The sequence below is a fragment of the Streptomyces sp. A5-4 genome (genome assembly GCF_051131715.1).
Lineage (GTDB): Bacteria > Actinomycetota > Actinomycetes > Streptomycetales > Streptomycetaceae > Streptomyces.
The window spans coordinates 8,180,617-8,201,107 of record NZ_CP178591.1; the positions used below are offsets into that span (position 1 = coordinate 8,180,617).

Sequence of the window (20,491 nt, forward strand, 5' to 3'; positions counted from 1 at the left end):
CGCCCGCCCGGCAGGTAGCCGCGTACATCGCTTCGCCCCGTCGCCGGACGCGCCGATTGTCAGTGCTGCGACGTACGGTCGTCAGCAAGCTGAATTCGCTCTCTCCCGCCCGCGAACGGAGACCGTCGATGGTGACCGCCGACGACGTACGCAGGATCGCCCTCTCGCTGCCCGACGGGGCGGAGAAGCTCGCCTGGGGCATGCCCACCTTCCGGGTGGGCGGAAAGATCTTCGCCGCACTCGGCGACGACGACAGTTCCATAGGGATCAAGTGCCCCAAGGAGGAGCGGGCCGAGCTGATCGACGCGGAGCCGGCGAAGTTCTTCCTGCGCGAGGGCCACGACGACAATTACGCCTGGCTGCGGGTGCGGCTGACGGCGCTGGAGGACGAGCGGGAGTTGCGCGCGATCCTGCTCGACTCCTGGCGCCAGGCCGCCCCGCGCAAGCTGCGCGACGCCCATCCGGAGCTGGGCGGGCCGGCCACCGGTTAGTCGCTGGCCTACGGCAGTCCGACGGGATCCGGGTCCGCGGCCAGGAAGCCGCCGATCCGCTCGCGCAGCGCCCTCGCGTCCAAGCCGTGCGCGGCCTGGTGCTCCTCGACCGCGCCGTAGCGCCGCAGTTCACGCCTGCCGACCCCCAGCCCCAGCACCCGGTGCGGCAGATCGGCGAGCGCGTCATTGGCGGCGGCCGTCGACGTGCCTGCCAGGTACGGCTCGACGAGCACCACATCGGTGTGTCCCGTCGCCCGCAGCGCCGCCGCGTCGAAGGGCCGCACGGTCGTGGCGTACAGGACGCCGACGTCGAGCCCCTCGGTGGCCGCGAGCACGGTGTCGAGCATCGGCCCGACGGCGACGACCACTCCGGAGCGCCCCTCCCGCACGGTGCGGAACCCCGCCCCGGTGACCGTCCGCGCCCGCTCGTTGCCCTGCGTCGACAGCCGTACGTACACCCGGTCGTCCCCGGCGGCGGCCTGCCGCAGCAGGATCTCGGCCTCGTCCGGGTGCCCCGGCACATGGACGGTCCAGCCATCGAGCGTGTCGAGCAGCGCCACATCGCCCGGCGACATATGGGTGAAGCCGTACGCGGGCCAGTCGTAGGACGCTCCGATGCTGACCAGGACCCCGCCCGCGCCCTGGTGCCCGAAGTCCAGCTTCACCTGCTCGAAGGGCCGCTCCACGAGGAAGCTGGCGAAGGTGTGCACGATCGGCCGCATCCCGGACAGGGCGAGCCCGGCACCCGCCCCGATCAGCAGCTGTTCGCGGATCCCGACATTGATCACCCGGTCCGGGTGCTTGCGCTGTACCTGCTGAAAGCCGTCCCTGCTGATGTCGGCGAGCACCACGGCGAGCCGCGGGTCCTCGTCGAGCAGCTCCGACGTGGTGGTGATGAACCGGTCCCGCACGGTGTCCATGAGCGGATTCCTTCTGTGCGTCGGCATGTGTCGGCGGTACGCCCGGGTGGTGCGCCGCCTCGGTGGTACGTCTGTGTCCCGGCGGTCCGGCTCAGCTCTTCGGCTCGACCCGGGCGACCACCGCGTGCGGCCGTCCCGGGTGCGGGGTGCTGAAGGCGGCGTACAGCGCTTCGTGATCCCTGCCGTCCACCGTGACGGCCGACCAGCCCGCCGCCTCGAACCTGGACGCGATGCCGCCGGGCCAGCCGAGGCTGGCGGAGGAGTTGTCGATCACGAGCGTGTGCAGGCGCTCAAGCCCGGCGGGCCCCGCGTACGCGATGGCCTCGTGATTGCTGCCCTCGTCCAGCTCGGCGTCGCCGATCAGCACCCACACCCGTGGATCGGTGAGCCCCTGGGCCCGCAGTCCGAGCGCCGTCCCGACGGCCAACGGGAGCCCGTGCCCGAGCGACCCGCTGCCGATCTCGGCGCCGGGCACGAGCGTGCGGTCGGGATGGTGCCCGAGTATCGACGTGTACGACCCGAATCCGGGCAGCAGCCCCTCGTCGAGGAAACCCTTGGCGGCGAGCACCGCGTAGTACGCCATGGGCCCGTGCCCCTTGGACAGCAGGAAGCGGTCCCGCTCGGGCAGATCCACTGTCTCGGGCGATACCCGCAGCACCCGGTCGTAGAGGACCCAGAGGCTGTCCAGCGTGGAGGTCGCGGCAGGGCCGTGCTTCTCGTCGCCCGTCATCAGGGCCATGAGCCGGTTCAGGTCCCGGTAGCCGTGGATCGCCGGGGAGGCTGTGTTTGTCATGCGACTCACCGTGCGACGTCAAGCGCACTTGAGGTCAAGCACGGAAATACGGAAAGGGGTTCGTGACCACTGGCCGAAGTGCGGTATCGTTCTCAAGCGCGTTCAGCCGGGGGAAACCCCAGGCCAGACGGGCACCGGGACGTGGCGCAGCTTGGTAGCGCACTTGACTGGGGGTCAAGGGGTCGCAGGTTCAAATCCTGTCGTCCCGACAGCGATGTCGGAAATTTCCGCAGCTCAGGGGCCATCTTCGGATGGCCCCTGAGGCGTTTTCGGGACCTCGCGGCGCGCTGGGGGCCCGCTTTCCCGATCCCACCGGTCGCGTTCTACGCGCGGGTCCCGGCGTGAACGGGGTCGACGGCGTGCCGCAGGGGCTCGCGCCGGACCAGGCGGCGGAGCTCGTCGCGGACCAGCTCGCCCAAGCGCGCCCGCTCGGACCCCATGGCGCCGGCCAAGTGCGGCGTGAGGACGACATTGGGCAGCGTGAACAGGGGCGAATCGGGCCCCGGGGGTTCGGGCCAGGTCACGTCGAGGACGGCGGTGAGATCGGGCCTGCGGCGCAGGACCTCGATGGCCGCGGGTTCGTCCAGCAGCGCCCCACGGGCCGTGTTGATCACCGTTGCCCCCGGCCTGAGCAGGGAAAGCAGCCGGTCGCCGACCAGCGCCTCGGTCTCCGGCAGCAGGGGCGCGTGCAGGCTGACGACCTCGCAGCCGGCGAAGAGTTCGTCCGTGTCGACGAGCCGTACGCCCAACTCGTGCGCGCCCGCGGCGTCGAGCGTCGGGTCGGCGGCCAGCACCTCGATGCCGAACCGCCGCAGGTGGTCCGCGACGAGGCGGCCGATCTGGCCCAGGCCCAGCAGGCCCACCCGGGAGCCGTACGCGCCGGGAACGGGCGGGTCGTGCGGAAAGGTGCGGCTGTCCCTGACCTCGCGGGAGATGCGGTGCACCTGCTTGAGTCCCAGCAGGATCTGGGCCAGGGTGAATTGCGCGACCGGGATGGCGTTGGCGGCTGCCGCGGACACGATGGGGATCCGGCGGGCCCAGAACTCCGGTGTCGTCAGGTGCCGCACCGAGCCGCCCGCCACGAGCACCGCTCGCAGGCGTGGGGCGTGGCCGAGCAGTTCGGCGTCGAGGACCGGCGCTCCCCATCCGGAGATCAGGATGTCCACCTCGCTCAACACCTCAAGGTCGCGGCCGAGTTGGGCGCGAGTGAGCGGCGGGCCCTGCCACCGGGCGAGGCGGCCGATCTCCTCCAGGACCGCTGCCGGGTAGACGTCGGTCCTGCGCTCCTCCTCCATCACAAGCAGTGCGGTAGGAGCCTGTGCTGCTTCAGCCATTTTTTCCGGTCCCTTGCGTGTCTGCGTCGACTTGTTGATGTGCGCGACGATCGCACGATACGTCCGATGTGTTTAGGTGCAGGGCGCGACATCACCCCGGGGTGACGCCGAATATTTCCACAGTCATCCGACTATTGACCCTCGTCCAGCCGAGACGTTAGCGTCCCCGGCAAGCGCTTTCTAGATCTGTGAACGTTGTTCATACAGGCGACCGGGAGAAGCCATGCGGAAATCAAAGTTGATCGGTGCGGGGCTCCTCGTGTCCTCGTTGGTCCTGACGGGCTGCTCGTCCGGCCCCGCCGGGTCGAACGCCAAGCAGGACCCGGACGCCACCCTCGAACTGTGGACCAGAACCACGCCGGGCGGGCCCGGCGAGAAGGCGACGCTCAAGCTCGTCGCCGGTTTCGAGAAGGCCACGGGCAAGAAGGTCGAGGTCACCGCGATCTTCGACGACTTCGAGACCAAGCTCCAGCAGCGCGCCGCCCAGAAGAACCTCCCCGACATCGTCCTCAACGACGTCACCCAGCTGGGCGCGATGCACAGCCAGGGCCTTGTCAGGGAGATCGACCTGAAGAAGATCAAGAGCAGCGGGGACATAGCCCCGCAGGGACTCGCGTCCGGCAAGGGCCCGGACGCCAAGCAGTACGGCATTCCCTACTCCGCCCAGGCCAGCGCCCTGCTGATCCGCAAGGACTGGCGCGAGAAGCTCGGCCTGAAGGCCCCGGCCGACTGGGACGACTTCGCGGCGATGGCCAAGAAGTTCACCACCGGTGACCCGGACGGCAACGGGAAGAGCGACACCCACGGGCTCGCCGCCCCGCTGTCCACCAAGCGTGGCTACGCCTCCTGGTACTTCTCCAACTTCCTCTGGGCCGCCGGCGGCGATTTCATCACCGAGGTCGGCCGGGGCAGTTACCGGCCCGCGATGACCACGCCACAGTCCGTCGAGGCCGTCCAGTGGTTCCGCGACCTCGGCTGCAAGGACAAGACGATCCAGCCCGGCGCCGTCACCATGGACTCCCCGCCGACCAACGAGACGTTCGAGGCCGGAAAGACCGGCATGTTCGTCGTCGGCCCGTACCTCCTGCCCCGTTTCGACGAGACCCTCGGCAAGGACAAGTACGAGGTCGTCCCGATGCCCAAGGGCCCCATGGACTCCACCGTGCTCGCCGAGGGAGGCTCCGTCTATCTGATGGCAGGCTCGGAGAACGAGGCGGGCCAGGACGACTTCGCCGACTTCGTGGTCTCCGTCGACGGCCAGAAGCTCGGCATGGAGGGCGAGACGGGCTACCTCGTGCAGCTCCCCGTCAACAGGAAGGTCGACATCTCCGAGGTGCGTTCGGACCCCCGCTGGAAGACGTACGCCGAGATCTACGAGTCCTCCGCCCGGTACGCGCCGTCCATCCCCAACTGGACCCCGGTGCGGCAGACCACCGCCGACACCATCAACGCCCTCGTGGCGGACTGCGGTCTCGACACCAAGGCGGAGCTGAAGGAACTGGACGGCAAGCTCAAGGGCATCCTCGACGAGCAGGGGATCGCCGCGTCATGAGCGTGCACCAGGTGAAGCCGTCCGAGGCCGGCGCGATCGACAAGGTGGATACCGCCGGTACGGAGAGCTCCACCGTCAGGACCGCACCGCGGACCGGCGCCCTCACGGCCAAGGACGGCCGGCGGCGCCGCAGCCGCAGAGGGGGCCGATGGTGGACGCCCTGGCTGTTCCTGGCCCCGGCGTTGATCCTCTTCGTCTACTTCAAGTTCATCCCCATGGGCAACGCGATCCTCATGTCCTTCCAGGACGTGCAGCCCTACCTCGGCAACCAGTGGGTCGGCGGCAGCAACTACACGACGATCCTGGCCTCGGACGGCTTCCGCGAAGCCGCCTGGCACACCGTGATCCTCGCCGTCGGGCAGACCGCGGGCTGCATCCTCCTCGGGCTCGCGCTCGCCCTGCTGATGGAGGGGCAGAGCCGCCGGCTCAGCTTCATCCGCTCCGCGGCCTTCCTGCCGGTCGTGGTGCCGATCGCGGTGGTCGCCGAACTCTGGCGGATCATGTACCACCCCACCGGCGACGGCATGATGAACTCCCTCATCGGCCTGCTGGGCTTCGGCCCCTCGGGGTTCATCAACGACCCGGACACGTCGATGGCCTCGATCATGCTCACCGGCATCTGGCGGGGTGCGCCCTACGACATGATGATCTTCCTCGCGGGTCTTTCGAGCGTCGACCGCGGCCTGTATGAAGCCGCGAAGGTCGACGGCGCCTCCAGATTCCAGCGGGTACGACACGTCACCGTGCCGGGGCTGCGGTCGGTCTTCTCCATCCTGTTCGTCCTCGCGGCCATCCGGGGCCTGCGGGTCTTCACCGAGGTCTTCCTGCTCACCAACGGTGGCCCCGACGGTTCCACCGAAGTCGTCATGACCCTCATCTACAAGCTGGGCCTCGAACAGAACCGGCTGGGAGTCGGCGCGGCCGGCGCGGTCCTGCTGTTCTCCGCGACGTTCGTACTGACCGTCTGTGTCCACCTGTTCCGACGGAGGGGAAACGCATGAGCGCGCCGACCGAGACCGCGCTGGGGCTGACCGAGAGCAAGAGCGTGGGCAGCCGCGCACTCAAGGCGCTCACCTACGCCCTCATCCTGCTCCTCTTCGCAGGGCCGCTGCTTGCCCTGCTCGTCGGAGCGTTCAACCACGTCAAGGACCCCACGCAGCTGAGCATCATTCCCTCCGGCACCACCCTGGACAACTTCAGGGTGGCCTTCGACGAGGGTGTACTGAAGTACCTGCTGAACTCGTTCTTCGTGGTCGGCTTCGGACTGCTGCTCCAGGTCGCGGTGTCCGTACTGGCGGGCTACGCGCTGGCCAGGAAGGTCTTTCCCGGCATGACGGTGGTGTTCGTGGCCATCCTCGCGACACTCATGCTGCCGGAGGAGATCCTGGCCATCCCGCTGTCGCTGATCCTCGCCGACCTTCCCGTGGTGCACTTCAACCTCATCGGGACCCTCGCCGGGATGATCGTGCCGTTGGGCGCCTGGGCCTTCTCCATCCTGGTCATGACCGAGTTCATGAAGGACGTGCCCCGCGAGCTGGAGGAGGCCGCCCGCATCGACGGCGCCGGCGATCTGCGCATCTTCGCCCAGATCATCCTGCCGATGTGCAAGCCCGCCCTCGGTGTCATCGGCGTCTTCGGCTTCACCATGATCTGGGACCAGTACCTGCTCCCCCTGCTCGTGGCGACGAACTCCTCCTCGTACACCCTCCCGCTGGCCCTGCGCACCCTGCGCATCGACCCCGCCGTCACACCGGGTGTGGTGATGGCCGCGTCGCTGCTGGCGCTGCTGCCGTCCGTGGTCGTCTTCCTCTTCTTTCAACGCTCCTTCGTGCACGGCCTGACCTCCGGCGCACTCAAGGGCTGACGCACCCCACCGCGGACCCGCGACATCGCGACGACAAGACGACAAAGGAACGACGCCTGTGAGCGCGAGCACCGACAGCACCTGGTTCACCACCGACCGGCTCGGCATGTTCATTCACTGGGGGCTGTACGCACTCCCCGCCCGGCACGAATGGGTCAAGAACCGCGAGCGGCTGACCGACGACCAGTACCAGGTCTACTTCGACCACTTCGACCCCGACCGCTACGACCCGGCCGAGTGGGCCCGTACGGCAAAAGCGGCCGGCATGCGCTATGTCGTCCTCACCACCAAGCACCACGACGGTTTCTGCCTCTGGGACAGCGCGCTCACCGACTACAAGGTCACCAAGACCCCGCACGGTCGCGATCTCGTCGGGCCCTTCGTCGACGCCTGCCGGGCCGAGGGCCTCAAAGTCGGCTTCTACCACTCGCTGATCGACTGGCACCACCCCGCGTTCCCCGTCGACGGCACCCACCCGCGCCGCGACGACGCCGCATACATCGAGGCCGCCGCCGACCGCGACATCCGCGACTACCAGGAGTATCTGCACGGCCAGGTGAGGGAGTTGCTCACCTCCTACGGGACGATCGACTACCTCTTCTTCGACTTCTCCTACGCGGGCCGCGAGGAGTGGTGGGGCGGCAAGGGACCCGACGACTGGGACTCGCACCGGCTGCTCGACCTCGTACGCGAACTCCAGCCCGGAATCCTGGTCAATGACCGGACCGGCATCCCCGGGGACTTCATCACCCCCGAGCAGTACCAGCCGTCCGGGCCGATGACCGACGGCGGCCGCCCGGTGCGGTGGGAGGCGTGCCAGACCCTGAACGGCAGCTGGGGGTACGACCGCGACAACCTCGACCACAAGAGCGCCGAGCTGCTCGTGCGCATGCTCGTCGACGGCGTGTCCAAGGACGGCAACCTGCTCCTGAACGTCGGACCGACCGGCCGCGGCGACATCGACCCCCACGCCACCGCCGTACTCGCGGACCTCGGCCGGTGGATGGACCTGCACGAACGGTCGGTACGCGGCTGCGGCCCCGCCGACTGGACCGCACCGTCCGACTGCCGCTACACCCAGCGCGGCGACCGGCTCTACCTCCACCTCTTCGCCTGGCCGCTGCGCCACGTCCACCTGCCCGGACTCGCCGGACGGGTCCGCTACGCGCAGCTGCTGAACGACGCGTCGGAGATCGTCCGGGTCGAGGTGGACCCCGACCTGCCGGCCCAGAACACCCGCATGGGCGGACAGGCCCCCGGCACCCTGACCCTCCAGCTCCCGGTCCAGCGCCCCGACACCCCGGTCCCCGTCATCGAGCTGTTCCTCGTGCCCCGGTCCGCAGAGGCGCCCGGTGCCTGACCGCCCCGTACGGCATTCGCCCCTTCCGTACGACACCCGCCCGACCGATCCAGCACCGATCCAGCACTGTGGAGGCACCATGCAACGCCGCACGTTCCTCACCGGAACCGCTCTGGGAGCAGTTCTGATGGCCCTGCCCGCGACCGCACAGGCCATGTCCCCGGCGGGACGGCCCGCGATATCCGTCGACTCGCTGGCCGCCCTGCAGACCGCGATCAACAGTGCGGCCCCCGGCGCTGTGATCACCCTGGCCAACGGCACCTACAACGTGCCCGACAACAAGCCGATCACCGTCAAGAGCAAGCACGGCACGGACGACCAGCCCATCACCATCGTCGCGCAGTCCCGCGGCGGCGCCGTCCTGCGCGGCCGGCACAGCTTCGTCTTCAGCGGCTCGGACAACATCATCGTCAGCGGTTTCTCGTTCCGTCAGAGCACCACGCTGGACATCCCCCCGGACTGCGCGAAGATCCGCCTCACCCGCAATGACTTCCAGCTGGCCGACATCGAGGGGCTGCACTGGGTGATGGTGCGGGCCGACTTCAGCAAGGTCGACCGCAACCACTTCCACGGCAAGACCACGCTGGGCATCTTCCTCGGCATCGAGGGCGCCGACAAGGAAGGTATGGCGCAGGACGTCCAGGTCTTCAAGAACTACTTCTCCGACCACTCCTTCGCCGGGGCCAACGGCGGCGAACCGATCCGGCTCGGGGTCAGCGGACGCGCCCTCACCCGGGCGGGCGCGAAGGTCGAGCACAACCTGTTCGAGCGGGTCGACGGCGACCCCGAGGCCATCTCGGTCAAGTCCTCGGGCAACACCGTCCGTTACAACACCATCCGCGACAGCCTCGGCGGCATCGTCCTGCGCCACGGCAACGGCACCACCGTCGACAGCAACTGGATCATCGGCGGCAAGGAAGGCGTGCGGATCTACGGCAACGACCACAAGATCGTCAACAACTATCTGGCCGGACTGTCCGGTCGGGCCCTGGTCGTCGGCAGCGGTACGGCCCGCGACCACGTCCCCAATGAGTCCGTCGAGGCGCGGCGCGGCAACGACGCGGCCGACCGTGTGCTCATCGCGCACAACACGCTGCTGAACAACGCCGAATCACTCTCGGGCGAGTCACGCGCCCACGAGCCGCGAGACGTCGTCATCGCGGACAACCTGCTCGTCGGAAGCTCGGGCGACCTGGTGAAGATGGGAACAACCCTGCGCTTCACCTGGCAGAGCAACATCCTGTTCGGCGCCGCCGCCAACGGCAACATCCCGGCCGGGACCTTCACCCGCACCGACCCGAAGCTGGTGACCGGCTCCGACGGCATACCCAGACTGTCGGCGGCCAGCCCCGCGATCGGCGCCGCCACCCTGAAGCAGCCGGCCGTCACCCTCGACATCGAGGGCCACCCGCGCGGCACGAGCCGTGACATCGGCTGCGACGAGTACGCGACCGCGGCGCCCGTGTACCGGCCCCTGACGCCGGCCGACGTGGGCCCGAACGCCCCGTAATCTCCGGCCCCTGAACGGCCGGGACACCCCGTCCAGCGCCCCCGCAGGCGCTGGACGGGTAGGGCGTACCGCAGTGCGACGCCCTTAGCGGGCGTTCAGCGAATGGGCGCGCGATCCATTGAGCGACCGGGACGCACCCAGACCCCGCTCACCCAGCCACCGAAGCTGCTCCTGGGCCTGCGAGCCCCGCCCGCCCGCGTGGTCGCCGAACTCCCAGACCCGGATGTCCTTGTCGTCGTTCGCGTACGCGTTGAACGCGGCGAACACGGTGGACGGCGGGCAGATGGGGTCCATCAGACCGACGCTGAACAGCGCGGGCGCCGTGGCCCGTGCGGCGAAGTGGACACCGTCGAAGTAGGACAGCGTACGGAAGGCCGCCTCTGGGTCCGCCCGCTTGTGGGCACCCAGGTAGTGGGCTATCTCCGGGTACGGCCCCTCCGCCGCGGTCTGTGCCCCACGCCGGAAGTGGCAGAGGAACGGCACATCGACGAGCGCGGCGGCGACCCCGTCGCCCAGAAGTCCGGCGGTGGACAGGGCCAGCCCGCCGCCCTGACTCCCGCCGTGGACGACGACACGCTCCGGATCGACGGCCGGGTGCTCCTTCAGCGCGTCGACGGCGCGCACACAGTCGGTCATCAGCCGCCGGTAGTAGTGCGCCCGGTGGTCATCTATGCCCCGGGTCATGAAGCCGCGCACGTACTGGGTGCCGACGGCCGGATCGGGGTCGGGGGTGTCGTGCCCCTGACCGCGGCTGTCGACGATCAGGTGGGCGTAACCGGCGGCGCTGAACAGCAGCCCCTCGGTGTACAGGCCGCGCCCGCCGCCGTAACCGAGGTAGTTCACCACGGCCGGCAGCGGCCCTTCGGCGCCGCGCGGCAACAGAAGCCAGGCCGCGACGGGCTGGCCGCCCCAGCCGGGAAAGCGCACGTCGCAGACATCGACGGTGTTCAACAGGGACGACTGCACCGGCTCGTATCGCGCGGGCCCGTCCGACGCGGCGCGTGCGGTGGACAGAGTGCCGGTCCAGAAGGCGTCGAAGTCCTCGGGCTCGGCCAACACAGGCCGATAGTCACGGAGTTGGTCGAGCGGAAGGTCGGTCAGGGGCATGGGGTGGTGCTCTCCCTAAGTGCGGATCGAGGGGCGGGGACACCCGGCGACGACGAAGATCGCCGCCATGGAAGTCGATTCGCTCCGCGGGGTACCTGTCAAGGGATCTGGCTGCAGAGTCTCATCGCGAGACCCACTTATGCTGAGTTGTATGAGGCGGACTTCCTTTGCGAACTGGCCATGCTCGATCGCCCGCACGATGGACCTGCTCGGCGACTGGTGGACGCCGATGGTGCTGCGTGAGGCGTTCTACGGCATCAAGAGGTTCGACGCGTTCCAACAGGAACTCGGCATCGCGCGCAACACCCTGACCGACCGGCTCCGGCGGCTGGTGGACGAGGGTCTGCTGGAGAAGCAGCCGTACCAGCGGCAGCCGGTCCGTTACGACTACGTACTCACCGAGAAGGGCCGCGACTTCTTCGGCGTACTCGCCGCGATGAACCAATGGGGCGACCGCTGGCTGTCCGGCGAGGCGGGCCCGCCCGTCGTCTTCCACCACGAGACGTGCGGCCGCGACAGCCACGCCGAGGTGGTCTGCGGGGCCTGCAAGGAACCGATGACGTCCGAGGACACCAGCCCGCGCCTGGGACCCGGCTACCCGCCCAGGCTGGCCGAACGCCCCGATGTGCAGCGGCGGTTCAACACCACCGACTCCCTTGACGAGTGAGTCCATCTAAGCAACCCTCGTGGTCATGGAGTGGACCGGCGCACGTTATGCGGACAAACCAACAGTCGAGGCGCGGGCCTGGATCGACGCCCCGCCGGAGCGGGCGTGGGAGCTGGTCTCCGACATCGGGCTCATGCCGGAGCTGAGCACCGAACTGCGGTCGGTGCGGTGGCCGGACGGTGCGACGGGCCCGTCGCTCGGTGCCTGCTTCGCCGGGCACAACAAGCACGAGTCGCTGGGGGAGTGGACGACCACGTCCCACCTCGTGGAGTACGAGCCACTGAGACTGCTCGCCTGGGCGGTCGAGGACCCCGAACACCCCACAGCACCTGGCGGTTCAGCCTCGAACCGCACCAGGGAGGTACGGAGCTCAGCCAGTGGATGCGGATGGGCCCGGCGCGTTCCGGAATCTCCTTCGCCATCGACCGCATGCCCGACAAGGAACAGAAGATCGTCTTCGTGCGACTGCGGGAGATCGAGCACAGCGTCACCGCCACCCTCGACGCGATCAAGAAGCTGGCAGAGACAGACACAGCCACAGGTACCGGGACAGAGACCGGGAAGACGGAAGGGGCGGAAGCCTGATGCGTACGTCGACGACGGTCGAGGCATCGTCAGGGAGCTGGCGCGAGACGGTCGACTTCGTCACCGAGGCCGAGAAGCTCGGGATGGACATCTGCTGGGTGGCGGAGGCCTGGGGCCCGGAGGCGCCGTCGCCACTCGGGTACCTTGCCGCGCGCACCGACCGCATGCTGCTCGGCTCCGGGATCATCCAGCTCGTCACCCGCACACCGGCCGCCATCGCACGGGCGGCGATCACCCTCTCGCAGATCTCCGAGGGCCGCTTCCTCCTCGGGCTGGGCCCGTCCGGCCCACAGGTGATCGAGGGCCTGCACGGTGTCCCGTTCGCCCGGCCGCCGGCGCGGATGCGGGAGACCGTGGAGATCGTGCGACAGGCGGTCGCCGGCGAGAAGATCTCGTACGCCGGTAAGGAATTCACCGTCCCGCTGCCCGGCGGGGGCACCCATGGCTGACGAGCCCGTCGGTTCCGTGCGATCCGGAAATCCCGACCCACCCGTGCGTGTGGAGCGACGGGGTGACGTGTACACGGTGATCCTCGCCCGGCCCGAGGTGCGCGGGGCGGTGGACGGCCCGACTGGGGAAGCCCTGTGCCGGGCCTTCGAGGAATTCGAAGCCGACGACTCGGCCGCCGTGGCAGTCCTGTGGGGCGAAGGCGGCACTTTCTGCGCGGGCGCGGACCTCAAGGCGGTCGGCACCGAGCGGGGCAACCGGGTCGAGGCCGACGGCCGCGGCCCGATGGGCCCCACCCGGCTGCGGCTGAGCAAGCCCGTGATCGCCGCGATCGCCGGACACGCGGTCGCCGGCGGCCTCGAACTGGCGCTCTGGTGCGACCTGCGGGTCGCCGCGCGGGACGCGGTCTTCGGAGTCTTCTGCAGAAGGTGGGGCGTGCCCCTGATCGACGGCGGTACGTTTCGGCTGCCCCGGCTGATCGGCGCGAGCCGGGCCATGGACCTGGTCCTCACCGGTCGGCCCGTACCGGCGGACGAGGCACTGCAGATGGGCCTGGCCAACCGGGTGGTCCCGGTCGGACAGGAACGTAAGGCCGCCGAGGAGCTCGCCGCCGAACTCGCGCGCTTCCCGCAGACCTGCCTGCGCCAAGACCGATTGGCGCTCCTGGAGCAGCAGGGACTGACGGAGGAGGAGGCGCTGGCCAACGAGTGGCGCCACGGCATGATCTCGCTCGCCGCCGACACCCGCGAGGGCGCGGCGCGGTTCGTGGCGGGCGCCGGGCGGGGTGGCTCGTTCAGGTTTGACTGACCGGGGGGCCGATCCGTAGTGTTCTCCGAGTTGCCACGGAGCCGTAACGGTTCCGCAGCAGCCACTCACGCCGTGAAAGCGGCAACCAAACTCAGAACGATCTCCCACTCGGGATGATTTCTGCATGCGGAATTCATTTCACAGGCTCGATTGTGAGCCGCCGGGGAAATCCGCTAGAGTTCGGGACGTCGGAACGGCCCAACAGCCGGAAAGACAAACCCCGCCGACGGGGAATCGGACACGAAAGCGTCTGATAGAGTCGGAAACACGAAATACCGAAGGGAAGCGCCCGGAGGGCCCCGTGAAAAGGGACCAAAGGAAGCGTCCGTTCCTTGAGAACTCAACAGCGTGCCAAAAGTCAACGCCAAATGTTGATACCCCGGCCCACCTTTACTGGTGGGTTGGTGGTTCCTTTGAAAAAGACCTGGACGATCCCCGCTCTGGCGGGGGTGCGGTCAGGCAACACTAGCGAGGACGCTGTGGACGACACGCCTTATTCCGGTTGTGTTGTCCCGCTCGTCGTGTGTGTCTCCCGATTACGGGAAAACATTCACGGAGAGTTTGATCCTGGCTCAGGACGAACGCTGGCGGCGTGCTTAACACATGCAAGTCGAACGATGAAGCCTTTCGGGGTGGATTAGTGGCGAACGGGTGAGTAACACGTGGGCAATCTGCCCTTCACTTCGGGACAAGCCCTGGAAACGGGGTCTAATACCGGATAATACTTTCTGCCTCATGGTGGGAAGTTGAAAGCTCCGGCGGTGAAGGATGAGCCCGCGGCCTATCAGCTTGTTGGTGGGGTAATGGCCTACCAAGGCGACGACGGGTAGCCGGCCTGAGAGGGCGACCGGCCACACTGGGACTGAGACACGGCCCAGACTCCTACGGGAGGCAGCAGTGGGGAATATTGCACAATGGGCGAAAGCCTGATGCAGCGACGCCGCGTGAGGGATGACGGCCTTCGGGTTGTAAACCTCTTTCAGCAGGGAAGAAGCGCAAGTGACGGTACCTGCAGAAGAAGCACCGGCTAACTACGTGCCAGCAGCCGCGGTAATACGTAGGGTGCGAGCGTTGTCCGGAATTATTGGGCGTAAAGAGCTCGTAGGCGGCTTGTCACGTCGGTTGTGAAAGCCCGGGGCTTAACCCCGGGTCTGCAGTCGATACGGGCAGGCTAGAGTGTGGTAGGGGAGATCGGAATTCCTGGTGTAGCGGTGAAATGCGCAGATATCAGGAGGAACACCGGTGGCGAAGGCGGATCTCTGGGCCATTACTGACGCTGAGGAGCGAAAGCGTGGGGAGCGAACAGGATTAGATACCCTGGTAGTCCACGCCGTAAACGTGGGTCTTCGAATTTAGTGGGGGTGTGCTTCCCGTCGGCTGCGGCGCGTGGTTGCACAGCGTGAGCGCAGGCGTTGGTTCGCTCGGTTGCGGAAGCCGAAGGCGTTACGTGCTTCGAGCTTGATGAGGCGGTTGTTGCCTTCGGAGGCGGCGTTGGTGATGCCGGTGGTCAGGTAGGTCTCGATGCCGTCCCACCACTGCTCGACGGTTTCGGCGAGGGTGACGAGTTCGGGCAGGTGAGCGTGGTCGGCGACGTGGGCGAAGAAGCGGTGGCGTGCGGTGGAGATCGCGGAGGGGTCGGGGGTGACGTGCCGGCGCGTGACGGCCAGGCCCAGGAGGTCGCGCAGGAGTTCCTTTCCCTGCCAGGCCGCGTAGATCTGCTTCCCGTAGGTGCCCATGGACTCCAACTCGGCCTTGAGGAGGTCGCGTTGTTTGTCTGTGAGGTCTTCGTTGTTGCGGCGCAGGAGTTTGCGGACGGTGTAGATGCTGTCGCCCTTGCGGGCCCGGCGGCCGTGCTGTTTCCAGGTGAGGCGTCGGCGCAGGTCGGCGAGGTGGCGCTGGGCGAGTTGCACGATGTGGAAGCAGTCGACGACCACCCTCGCGTGGGGCAGTGCGCGGTGGATCGCGGCGCGGAAGGTGGAGCAAAGATCGATGGCGACGTAGCAGATCCGCTCGCGCCAGGCGGTGGGCTGGGCGCTCAGCCAGTCGGCGACCGAGGCCGCGTTGCGGCCCTCGACCTGCCCGAACAGCCCGCGTCCGCCGATGGCGTCGACGAACCCGATGTGCCAGGCGTCCGCCACCAGCTCCCACTTCTCGGTGTCCGGGTCCTGCTTCCACACCGGCTTGCCCCGCCGGGTCTCGTCGATCCCGATCGCCTCGGTCACCGGCGGGTCCTCGGGCAGAACCTCCGCGGCGTAGTGCTCGAAGCAGTGCTGGACGATCGGCCAGGACAGGCCCAGATCCCGGCCGGCCTGTACCACGGTGCGGCCGCCGTCGACCACTGCGGCACCAGCCGCTTCGCGCAGTGCGGCAGTGGTACGCATCCGGGCGGGCACCTGGGGTATCGCCTCGGTGAACGAGCCGCGCGCGCAGGCTACTTCGGTGCAGTGCCAGCGCGCCTTGCGCCAGCGGATACTCACCGGGCGCCCGCCGCAGGACAGATGTCTCGGGGCGGTGGTGCGGTAGTCCTTCAACCGCGTGGCGAAAACCCCGCACGAGGGGCAAGCCCTCGCGGAGTCCTCGCTCGTCACGACGTACACCGTCGATCCACCCGCTCCGTCGTCCTTGACCTTGGTCACACTCACCCCCTCCAGCCTCAGCAGTCGTGTCGCGTCCCTGTTGATCTCGGTATCGTGAGTGCTCAAGTCCGTGGGTTTTCATGATCGGTTGCGTAGAGAACAACCATGATCACGAAGACCTGCGGGCTTCTCGCGTCCGGGGCACCCGCACTGCAGGCCCATCACGGACGGTGACCAACCGTCAGGTCGTCACCGTCGCACCCCCACTAAATTCGAAGACCCGTAAACGTTGGGAACTAGGTGTTGGCGACATTCCACGTCGTCGGTGCCGCAGCTAACGCATTAAGTTCCCCGCCTGGGGAGTACGGCCGCAAGGCTAAAACTCAAAGGAATTGACGGGGGCCCGCACAAGCAGCGGAGCATGTGGCTTAATTCGACGCAACGCGAAGAACCTTACCAAGGCTTGACATACACCGGAAAGCATCAGAGATGGTGCCCCCCTTGTGGTCGGTGTACAGGTGGTGCATGGCTGTCGTCAGCTCGTGTCGTGAGATGTTGGGTTAAGTCCCGCAACGAGCGCAACCCCTGTTCTGTGTTGCCAGCATGCCCTTCGGGGTGATGGGGACTCACAGGAGACCGCCGGGGTCAACTCGGAGGAAGGTGGGGACGACGTCAAGTCATCATGCCCCTTATGTCTTGGGCTGCACACGTGCTACAATGGTCGGTACAATGAGCTGCGATACCGCAAGGTGGAGCGAATCTCAAAAAGCCGGTCTCAGTTCGGATTGGGGTCTGCAACTCGACCCCATGAAGTCGGAGTTGCTAGTAATCGCAGATCAGCATTGCTGCGGTGAATACGTTCCCGGGCCTTGTACACACCGCCCGTCACGTCACGAAAGTCGGTAACACCCGAAGCCGGTGGCCCAACCCGTAAGGGAGGGAGCTGTCGAAGGTGGGACTGGCGATTGGGACGAAGTCGTAACAAGGTAGCCGTACCGGAAGGTGCGGCTGGATCACCTCCTTTCTAAGGAGCATTTCTTACCGGCTTCGGCTGGTCAGAGGCCAGTTCATCGGCGAACGTCCGGTGCTGGTTGCTCATGGGTGGAACGTTGACTATTCGGCACGGTTTTTGTTCTCTCACAAGTACTGCTTCGGCGTGGAAAGTGGGAGGGAGGGAACCGGGTCGGGCACGCTGTTGGGTATCTGAGGGTACGGGCTTCGCAGCCTGAACCTTCGCGATGCCGGCCCCAGTGCACTCGTTCTTCGGAGCGGGGTGATGGGTGACTGGTCGTTGCTTGAGAACTGCACAGTGGACGCGAGCATCTGTGGCCAAGTTTTTAAGGGCACACGGTGGATGCCTTGGTACCAGGAACCGATGAAGGACGTGGGAGGCCACGATAGGCCCCGGGGAGCTGTCAACCGAGCTTTGATCCGGGGGTGTCCGAATGGGGAAACCCGGCAGCCGTCATGGGCTGTCACCCATACCTGAACACATAGGGTATGTGGAGGGAACGCGGGGAAGTGAAACATCTCAGTACCCGCAGGAAGAGAAAACAACCGTGATTCCGGGAGTAGTGGCGAGCGAAACCGGATGAGGCCAAACCGTATGCGTGTGATACCCGGCAGGGGTTGCGTGTGCGGGGTTGTGGGAGTTCTCTTTCATCGTCTGCCGGCGATGAGACGAGTCAGAAACCGTTGGTGTAGGCGAAGGACATGCGAAAGGTCCGGCGTAGAGGGTAAGACCCCCGTAGCTGAAACATCAACGGCTCGTTTGAGAACCACCCAAGTAGCACGGGGCCCGAGAAATCCCGTGTGAATCTGGCGGGACCACCCGTTAAGCCTAAATATTCCCTGGTGACCGATAGCGGATAGTACCGTGAGGGAATGGTGAAAAGTACCGCGGGAGCGGAGTGAAATAGTACCTGAAACCGTGTGCCTACAAGCCGTGGGAGCGTCGCTGTATGTGCTTGCACATACGGTCGTGACTGCGTGCCTTTTGAAGAATGAGCCTGCGAGTTTGCGGTGTGTTGCGAGGTTAACCCGTGTGGGGAAGCCGTAGCGAAAGCGAGTCCGAATAGGGCGGTTTAGTAGCGCGCTCAAGACCCGAAGCGGAGTGATCTAGCCATGGGCAGGTTGAAGCGGCTGTAAGAGGTCGTGGAGGACCGAACCCACCAGGGTTGAAAACCTGGGGGATGACCTGTGGTTAGGGGTGAAAGGCCAATCAAACTCCGTGATAGCTGGTTCTCCCCGAAATGCATTTAGGTGCAGCGTCGTGTGTTTCTTGCCGGAGGTAGAGCACTGGATAGGCGATGGGCCCTACCGGGTTACTGACCTTAGCCAAACTCCGAATGCCGGTAAGTGAGAGCACGGCAGTGAGACTGTGGGGGATAAGCTCCATGGTCGAGAGGGAAACAGCCCAGAGCATCGACTAAGGCCCCTAAGCGTACGCTAAGTGGGAAAGGATGTGGAGTCGCACAGACAACCAGGAGGTTGGCTTAGAAGCAGCCACCCTTGAAAGAGTGCGTAATAGCTCACTGGTCTAGTGATTCCGCGCCGACAATGTAGCGGGGCTCAAGCGTACCGCCGAAGTCGTGTCATTCGTACACATATCCCCAACGGGAGTGCGGATGGGTAGGGGAGCGTCGTGTGCCGGGTGAAGCCGCCGCGTAAGCGAGTGGTGGACGGTTCACGAGTGAGAATGCAGGCATGAGTAGCGATACACACGTGAGAAACGTGTGCGCCGATTGACTAAGGGTTCCTGGGTCAAGCTGATCTGCCCAGGGTAAGTCGGGACCTAAGGCGAGGCCGACAGGCGTAGTCGATGGACAACCGGTTGATATTCCGGTACCCGCTTTGAAACGCCCAGTACTGAACCCATTAATGCTAAGGCCGTGAAGCCGTCCTGGAGCCTTCGGGCAAAGGGAAGTGGTGGAGCCGCCGGTCCAAGGTGGTAGTAGGTAAGCGATGGGGTGACGCAGGAAGGTAGTCCAGCCCGGGCGGTGGTAGTCCCGGGGTAAGGGTGTAGGGCGTTGTCCAGGTAAATCCGGATGACATGTGCCTGAGACCTGATGCCGAGCCGATTGTGGTGAAGTGGATGATCCTATGCTGTCGAGAAAAGCCTCTAGCGAGTTTCATGGCGGCCCGTACCCTAAACCGACTCAGGTAGTCAGGTAGAGAATACCGAGGCGTTCGGGTGAACTATGGTTAAGGAACTCGGCAAAATGCCCCCGTAACTTCGGGAGAAGGGGGGCCATCACTAGTGATCGGACTTGCTCCGTGAGCTGGGGGTGGCCGCAGAGACCAGCGAGAAGCGACTGTTTACTAAAAACACAGGTCCGTGCGAAGCCGTAAGGCGATGTATACGGACTGACGCCTGCCCGGTGCTGGAACGTTAAGGGGACCGGTTAGTGCACCTTCGGGTGTGCGAGGCTGAGAACTTAAGCGCCAGTAAACGGCGGTGGTAACTATAACCATCCTAAGGTAGCGAAATTCCTTGTCGGGTAAGTTCCGACCTGCACGAATGGCGTAACGACTTCTCGACTGTCTCAACCATAGGCCCGGTGAAATTGCACTACGAGTAAAGATGCTCGTTTCGCGCAGAAGGACGGAAAGACCCCGGGACCTTTACTATAGTTTGATATTGGTGTTCGGTTCGGCTTGTGTAGGATAGGTGGGAGACGTTGAAGCATGCACGCCAGTGTGTGTGGAGTCAATCTTGAAATACCACTCTGGTCGTGCTGGATGTCTAACCTCGGTCCGTGATCCGGATCAGGGACAGTGTCTGATGGGTAGTTTAACTGGGGCGGTTGCCTCCTAAAGAGTAACGGAGGCGCCCAAAGGTTCCCTCAGCCTGGTTGGCAATCAGGTGTTGAGTGTAAGTGCACAAGGGAGCTTGACTGTGAGACCGACGGGTCGAGCAGGGACGAAAGTCGGGACTAGTGATCCGGCAGTGGCTTGTGGAAGCGCTGTCGCTCAACGGATAAAAGGTACCCCGGGGATAACAGGCTGATCTTCCCCAAGAGTCCATATCGACGGGATGGTTTGGCACCTCGATGTCGGCTCGTCGCATCCTGGGGCTGGAGTCGGTCCCAAGGGTTGGGCTGTTCGCCCATTAAAGCGGTACGCGAGCTGGGTTTAGAACGTCGTGAGACAGTTCGGTCCCTATCCTCTGCGCGCGTAGGAATATTGAGAAGGGCTGTCCCTAGTACGAGAGGACCGGGACGGACGAACCTCTGGTGTGCCAGTTGTCCTGCCAAGGGCACGGCTGGTTGGCTACGTTCGGAAAGGATAACCGCTGAAAGCATCTAAGCGGGAAGCCTGCTTCGAGATGAGTATTCCCACCACCTTGAGTGGTTAAGGCTCCCAGTAGACGACTGGGTTGATAGGCCAGATGTGGAAGCCCGGTAACGGGTGGAGCTGACTGGTACTAATAGGCCGAGGGCTTGTCCTCAGTTGCTCGCGTCCACTGTGTTAGTTCT

13 protein-coding genes, 1 tRNA gene, 1 rRNA gene, 3 pseudogenes and 2 other annotated features are annotated in these 20,491 nt (G+C 65.9%); of the genes and pseudogenes, 13 read left to right on the forward strand and 5 right to left on the reverse strand.

Annotation, left to right across the window (positions count from 1 at the left end):
* The first annotated feature begins 128 nt into the window (after nt 1–128).
* The gene (locus tag ACLLJJ_RS38235) at nt 129–491 is read left to right on the forward strand and encodes an MmcQ/YjbR family DNA-binding protein (protein ID WP_434599319.1); all 363 of its coding nucleotides are present in this window, start codon (nt 129–131) and stop codon (nt 489–491) included.
* 8 nt (nt 492–499) lie between these two features.
* Here ACLLJJ_RS38235 and ACLLJJ_RS38240 read toward each other — a convergent pair whose 3' ends face one another.
* Together ACLLJJ_RS38240 and ACLLJJ_RS38245 are read right to left on the reverse strand one after the other, a co-directional pair.
* Nucleotides 500–1,411, reverse strand: a complete 912-nt coding sequence (locus ACLLJJ_RS38240) for a transketolase family protein (protein WP_434599320.1) — start codon at nt 1,409–1,411, stop codon at nt 500–502.
* Between the two features lie 91 nt (nt 1,412–1,502).
* Complete coding sequence (locus tag ACLLJJ_RS38245; protein ID WP_434599321.1) at nt 1,503–2,204, reverse strand: transketolase; 702 nt, start codon at nt 2,202–2,204, stop codon at nt 1,503–1,505.
* A 135-nt stretch (nt 2,205–2,339) separates the two neighbouring features.
* On the opposite strand from ACLLJJ_RS38245, the gene ACLLJJ_RS38250 reads away from it, so the two are divergent.
* A tRNA-Pro gene (locus tag ACLLJJ_RS38250) sits at nt 2,340–2,413 on the forward strand.
* 114 nt (nt 2,414–2,527) lie between these two features.
* Here ACLLJJ_RS38250 and ACLLJJ_RS38255 read toward each other — a convergent pair.
* The gene (locus ACLLJJ_RS38255) at nt 2,528–3,538 is read right to left on the reverse strand and encodes a hydroxyacid dehydrogenase (protein ID WP_434599322.1); all 1,011 of its coding nucleotides are present in this window, start codon (nt 3,536–3,538) and stop codon (nt 2,528–2,530) included.
* 223 nt (nt 3,539–3,761) lie between these two features.
* Between ACLLJJ_RS38255 and ACLLJJ_RS38260 the strand changes: the two genes are divergently transcribed.
* The 5 genes from ACLLJJ_RS38260 to ACLLJJ_RS38280 all read left to right on the forward strand — a co-directional run bounded on the left by ACLLJJ_RS38260 (nt 3,762) and on the right by ACLLJJ_RS38280 (nt 9,824).
* Nucleotides 3,762–5,090, forward strand: a complete 1,329-nt coding sequence (locus ACLLJJ_RS38260) for an ABC transporter substrate-binding protein (protein ID WP_434599323.1) — start codon at nt 3,762–3,764, stop codon at nt 5,088–5,090.
* Entirely contained in the window at nt 5,087–6,091 is a 1,005-nt protein-coding gene (locus ACLLJJ_RS38265) for a carbohydrate ABC transporter permease (RefSeq protein WP_434599324.1), read from the forward strand. Before ACLLJJ_RS38260 ends, ACLLJJ_RS38265 begins: the two co-directional genes overlap by 4 nt.
* Nucleotides 6,088–6,954 (forward strand): carbohydrate ABC transporter permease, encoded by an 867-nt coding sequence (locus ACLLJJ_RS38270; RefSeq protein WP_434599325.1) that lies wholly within the window; start codon nt 6,088–6,090, stop codon nt 6,952–6,954. Before ACLLJJ_RS38265 ends, ACLLJJ_RS38270 begins: the two co-directional genes overlap by 4 nt.
* Before the next feature lie 58 nt (nt 6,955–7,012).
* Complete coding sequence (locus ACLLJJ_RS38275) at nt 7,013–8,314, forward strand: alpha-L-fucosidase (protein ID WP_434599327.1); 1,302 nt, start codon at nt 7,013–7,015, stop codon at nt 8,312–8,314.
* Nucleotides 8,315–8,393: 79 nt separating this feature from the next.
* Nucleotides 8,394–9,824 (forward strand): polysaccharide lyase 6 family protein, encoded by a 1,431-nt coding sequence (locus ACLLJJ_RS38280; RefSeq protein ID WP_434599328.1) that lies wholly within the window; start codon nt 8,394–8,396, stop codon nt 9,822–9,824.
* Nucleotides 9,825–9,908: 84 nt separating this feature from the next.
* Here the strand turns inward: ACLLJJ_RS38280 and ACLLJJ_RS38285 are convergent, their stop codons facing one another.
* Nucleotides 9,909–10,931, reverse strand: coding sequence for an acetylxylan esterase (locus ACLLJJ_RS38285; RefSeq protein ID WP_434599329.1), 1,023 nt, complete (start codon nt 10,929–10,931; stop codon nt 9,909–9,911).
* A gap of 151 nt (nt 10,932–11,082) precedes the next feature.
* On the opposite strand from ACLLJJ_RS38285, the gene ACLLJJ_RS38290 reads away from it, so the two are divergent.
* The 5 genes and pseudogenes from ACLLJJ_RS38290 (at nt 11,083) to ACLLJJ_RS38310 (ending at nt 13,437) form a co-directional block, all read left to right on the forward strand.
* A complete protein-coding gene (locus ACLLJJ_RS38290; RefSeq protein ID WP_434599330.1) occupies nt 11,083–11,598 on the forward strand; it encodes a winged helix-turn-helix transcriptional regulator in 516 nt (171 codons plus the stop codon).
* Nucleotides 11,599–11,623: 25 nt separating this feature from the next.
* Nucleotides 11,624–11,860 (forward strand): annotated as a pseudogene (locus tag ACLLJJ_RS38295) (SRPBCC family protein); the annotation flags it as partial.
* A 119-nt stretch (nt 11,861–11,979) separates the two neighbouring features.
* Complete coding sequence (locus tag ACLLJJ_RS38300) at nt 11,980–12,183, forward strand: hypothetical protein (protein ID WP_434599331.1); 204 nt, start codon at nt 11,980–11,982, stop codon at nt 12,181–12,183.
* Nucleotides 12,183–12,617: pseudogene (locus ACLLJJ_RS38305) on the forward strand (LLM class flavin-dependent oxidoreductase); the annotation flags it as partial. The gene ACLLJJ_RS38300 and the pseudogene ACLLJJ_RS38305, both read left to right, overlap by 1 nt.
* 7 nt (nt 12,618–12,624) lie before the next feature.
* Nucleotides 12,625–13,437: a crotonase/enoyl-CoA hydratase family protein gene (locus tag ACLLJJ_RS38310; RefSeq protein ID WP_434599332.1), complete on the forward strand. Its 813-nt coding sequence runs from the start codon at nt 12,625–12,627 to the stop codon at nt 13,435–13,437.
* 557 nt (nt 13,438–13,994) lie between these two features.
* Nucleotides 13,995–14,812: a sequence feature (16S ribosomal RNA rRNA prediction is too short), on the forward strand.
* Between the two features lie 34 nt (nt 14,813–14,846).
* Here the strand turns inward: ACLLJJ_RS38310 and ACLLJJ_RS38315 are convergent.
* Nucleotides 14,847–16,079, reverse strand: a pseudogene (locus ACLLJJ_RS38315) (ISL3 family transposase); the annotation flags it as partial.
* Between the two features lie 290 nt (nt 16,080–16,369).
* Nucleotides 16,370–17,024, forward strand: a sequence feature (16S ribosomal RNA rRNA prediction is too short).
* 316 nt (nt 17,025–17,340) lie between these two features.
* Here ACLLJJ_RS38315 and ACLLJJ_RS38320 point away from each other — a divergent pair.
* Nucleotides 17,341–20,463 (forward strand): 23S ribosomal RNA (locus tag ACLLJJ_RS38320).
* The last annotated feature ends 28 nt before the right edge of the window (nt 20,464–20,491 follow it).

Coding starts and splice junctions, on each gene's coding strand:
- ACLLJJ_RS38240 (WP_434599320.1), bottom strand. CDS start 1,411: ATGGACACCGTGCGGGACCGGTTCATCACCACCACGTCGGAGCTGCTC.
- ACLLJJ_RS38245 (WP_434599321.1), bottom strand. CDS start 2,204: ATGACAAACACAGCCTCCCCGGCGATCCACGGCTACCGGGACCTGAAC.
- ACLLJJ_RS38285 (WP_434599329.1), bottom strand. CDS start 10,931: ATGCCCCTGACCGACCTTCCGCTCGACCAACTCCGTGACTATCGGCCT.
- ACLLJJ_RS38300 (WP_434599331.1), top strand. CDS start 11,980: ATGCGGATGGGCCCGGCGCGTTCCGGAATCTCCTTCGCCATCGACCGC.
- ACLLJJ_RS38255 (WP_434599322.1), bottom strand. CDS start 3,538: ATGGCTGAAGCAGCACAGGCTCCTACCGCACTGCTTGTGATGGAGGAG.
- ACLLJJ_RS38235 (WP_434599319.1), top strand. CDS start 129: ATGGTGACCGCCGACGACGTACGCAGGATCGCCCTCTCGCTGCCCGAC.
- ACLLJJ_RS38290 (WP_434599330.1), top strand. CDS start 11,083: ATGAGGCGGACTTCCTTTGCGAACTGGCCATGCTCGATCGCCCGCACG.
- ACLLJJ_RS38265 (WP_434599324.1), top strand. CDS start 5,087: ATGAGCGTGCACCAGGTGAAGCCGTCCGAGGCCGGCGCGATCGACAAG.
- ACLLJJ_RS38260 (WP_434599323.1), top strand. CDS start 3,762: ATGCGGAAATCAAAGTTGATCGGTGCGGGGCTCCTCGTGTCCTCGTTG.
- ACLLJJ_RS38310 (WP_434599332.1), top strand. CDS start 12,625: ATGGCTGACGAGCCCGTCGGTTCCGTGCGATCCGGAAATCCCGACCCA.
- ACLLJJ_RS38270 (WP_434599325.1), top strand. CDS start 6,088: ATGAGCGCGCCGACCGAGACCGCGCTGGGGCTGACCGAGAGCAAGAGC.
- ACLLJJ_RS38280 (WP_434599328.1), top strand. CDS start 8,394: ATGCAACGCCGCACGTTCCTCACCGGAACCGCTCTGGGAGCAGTTCTG.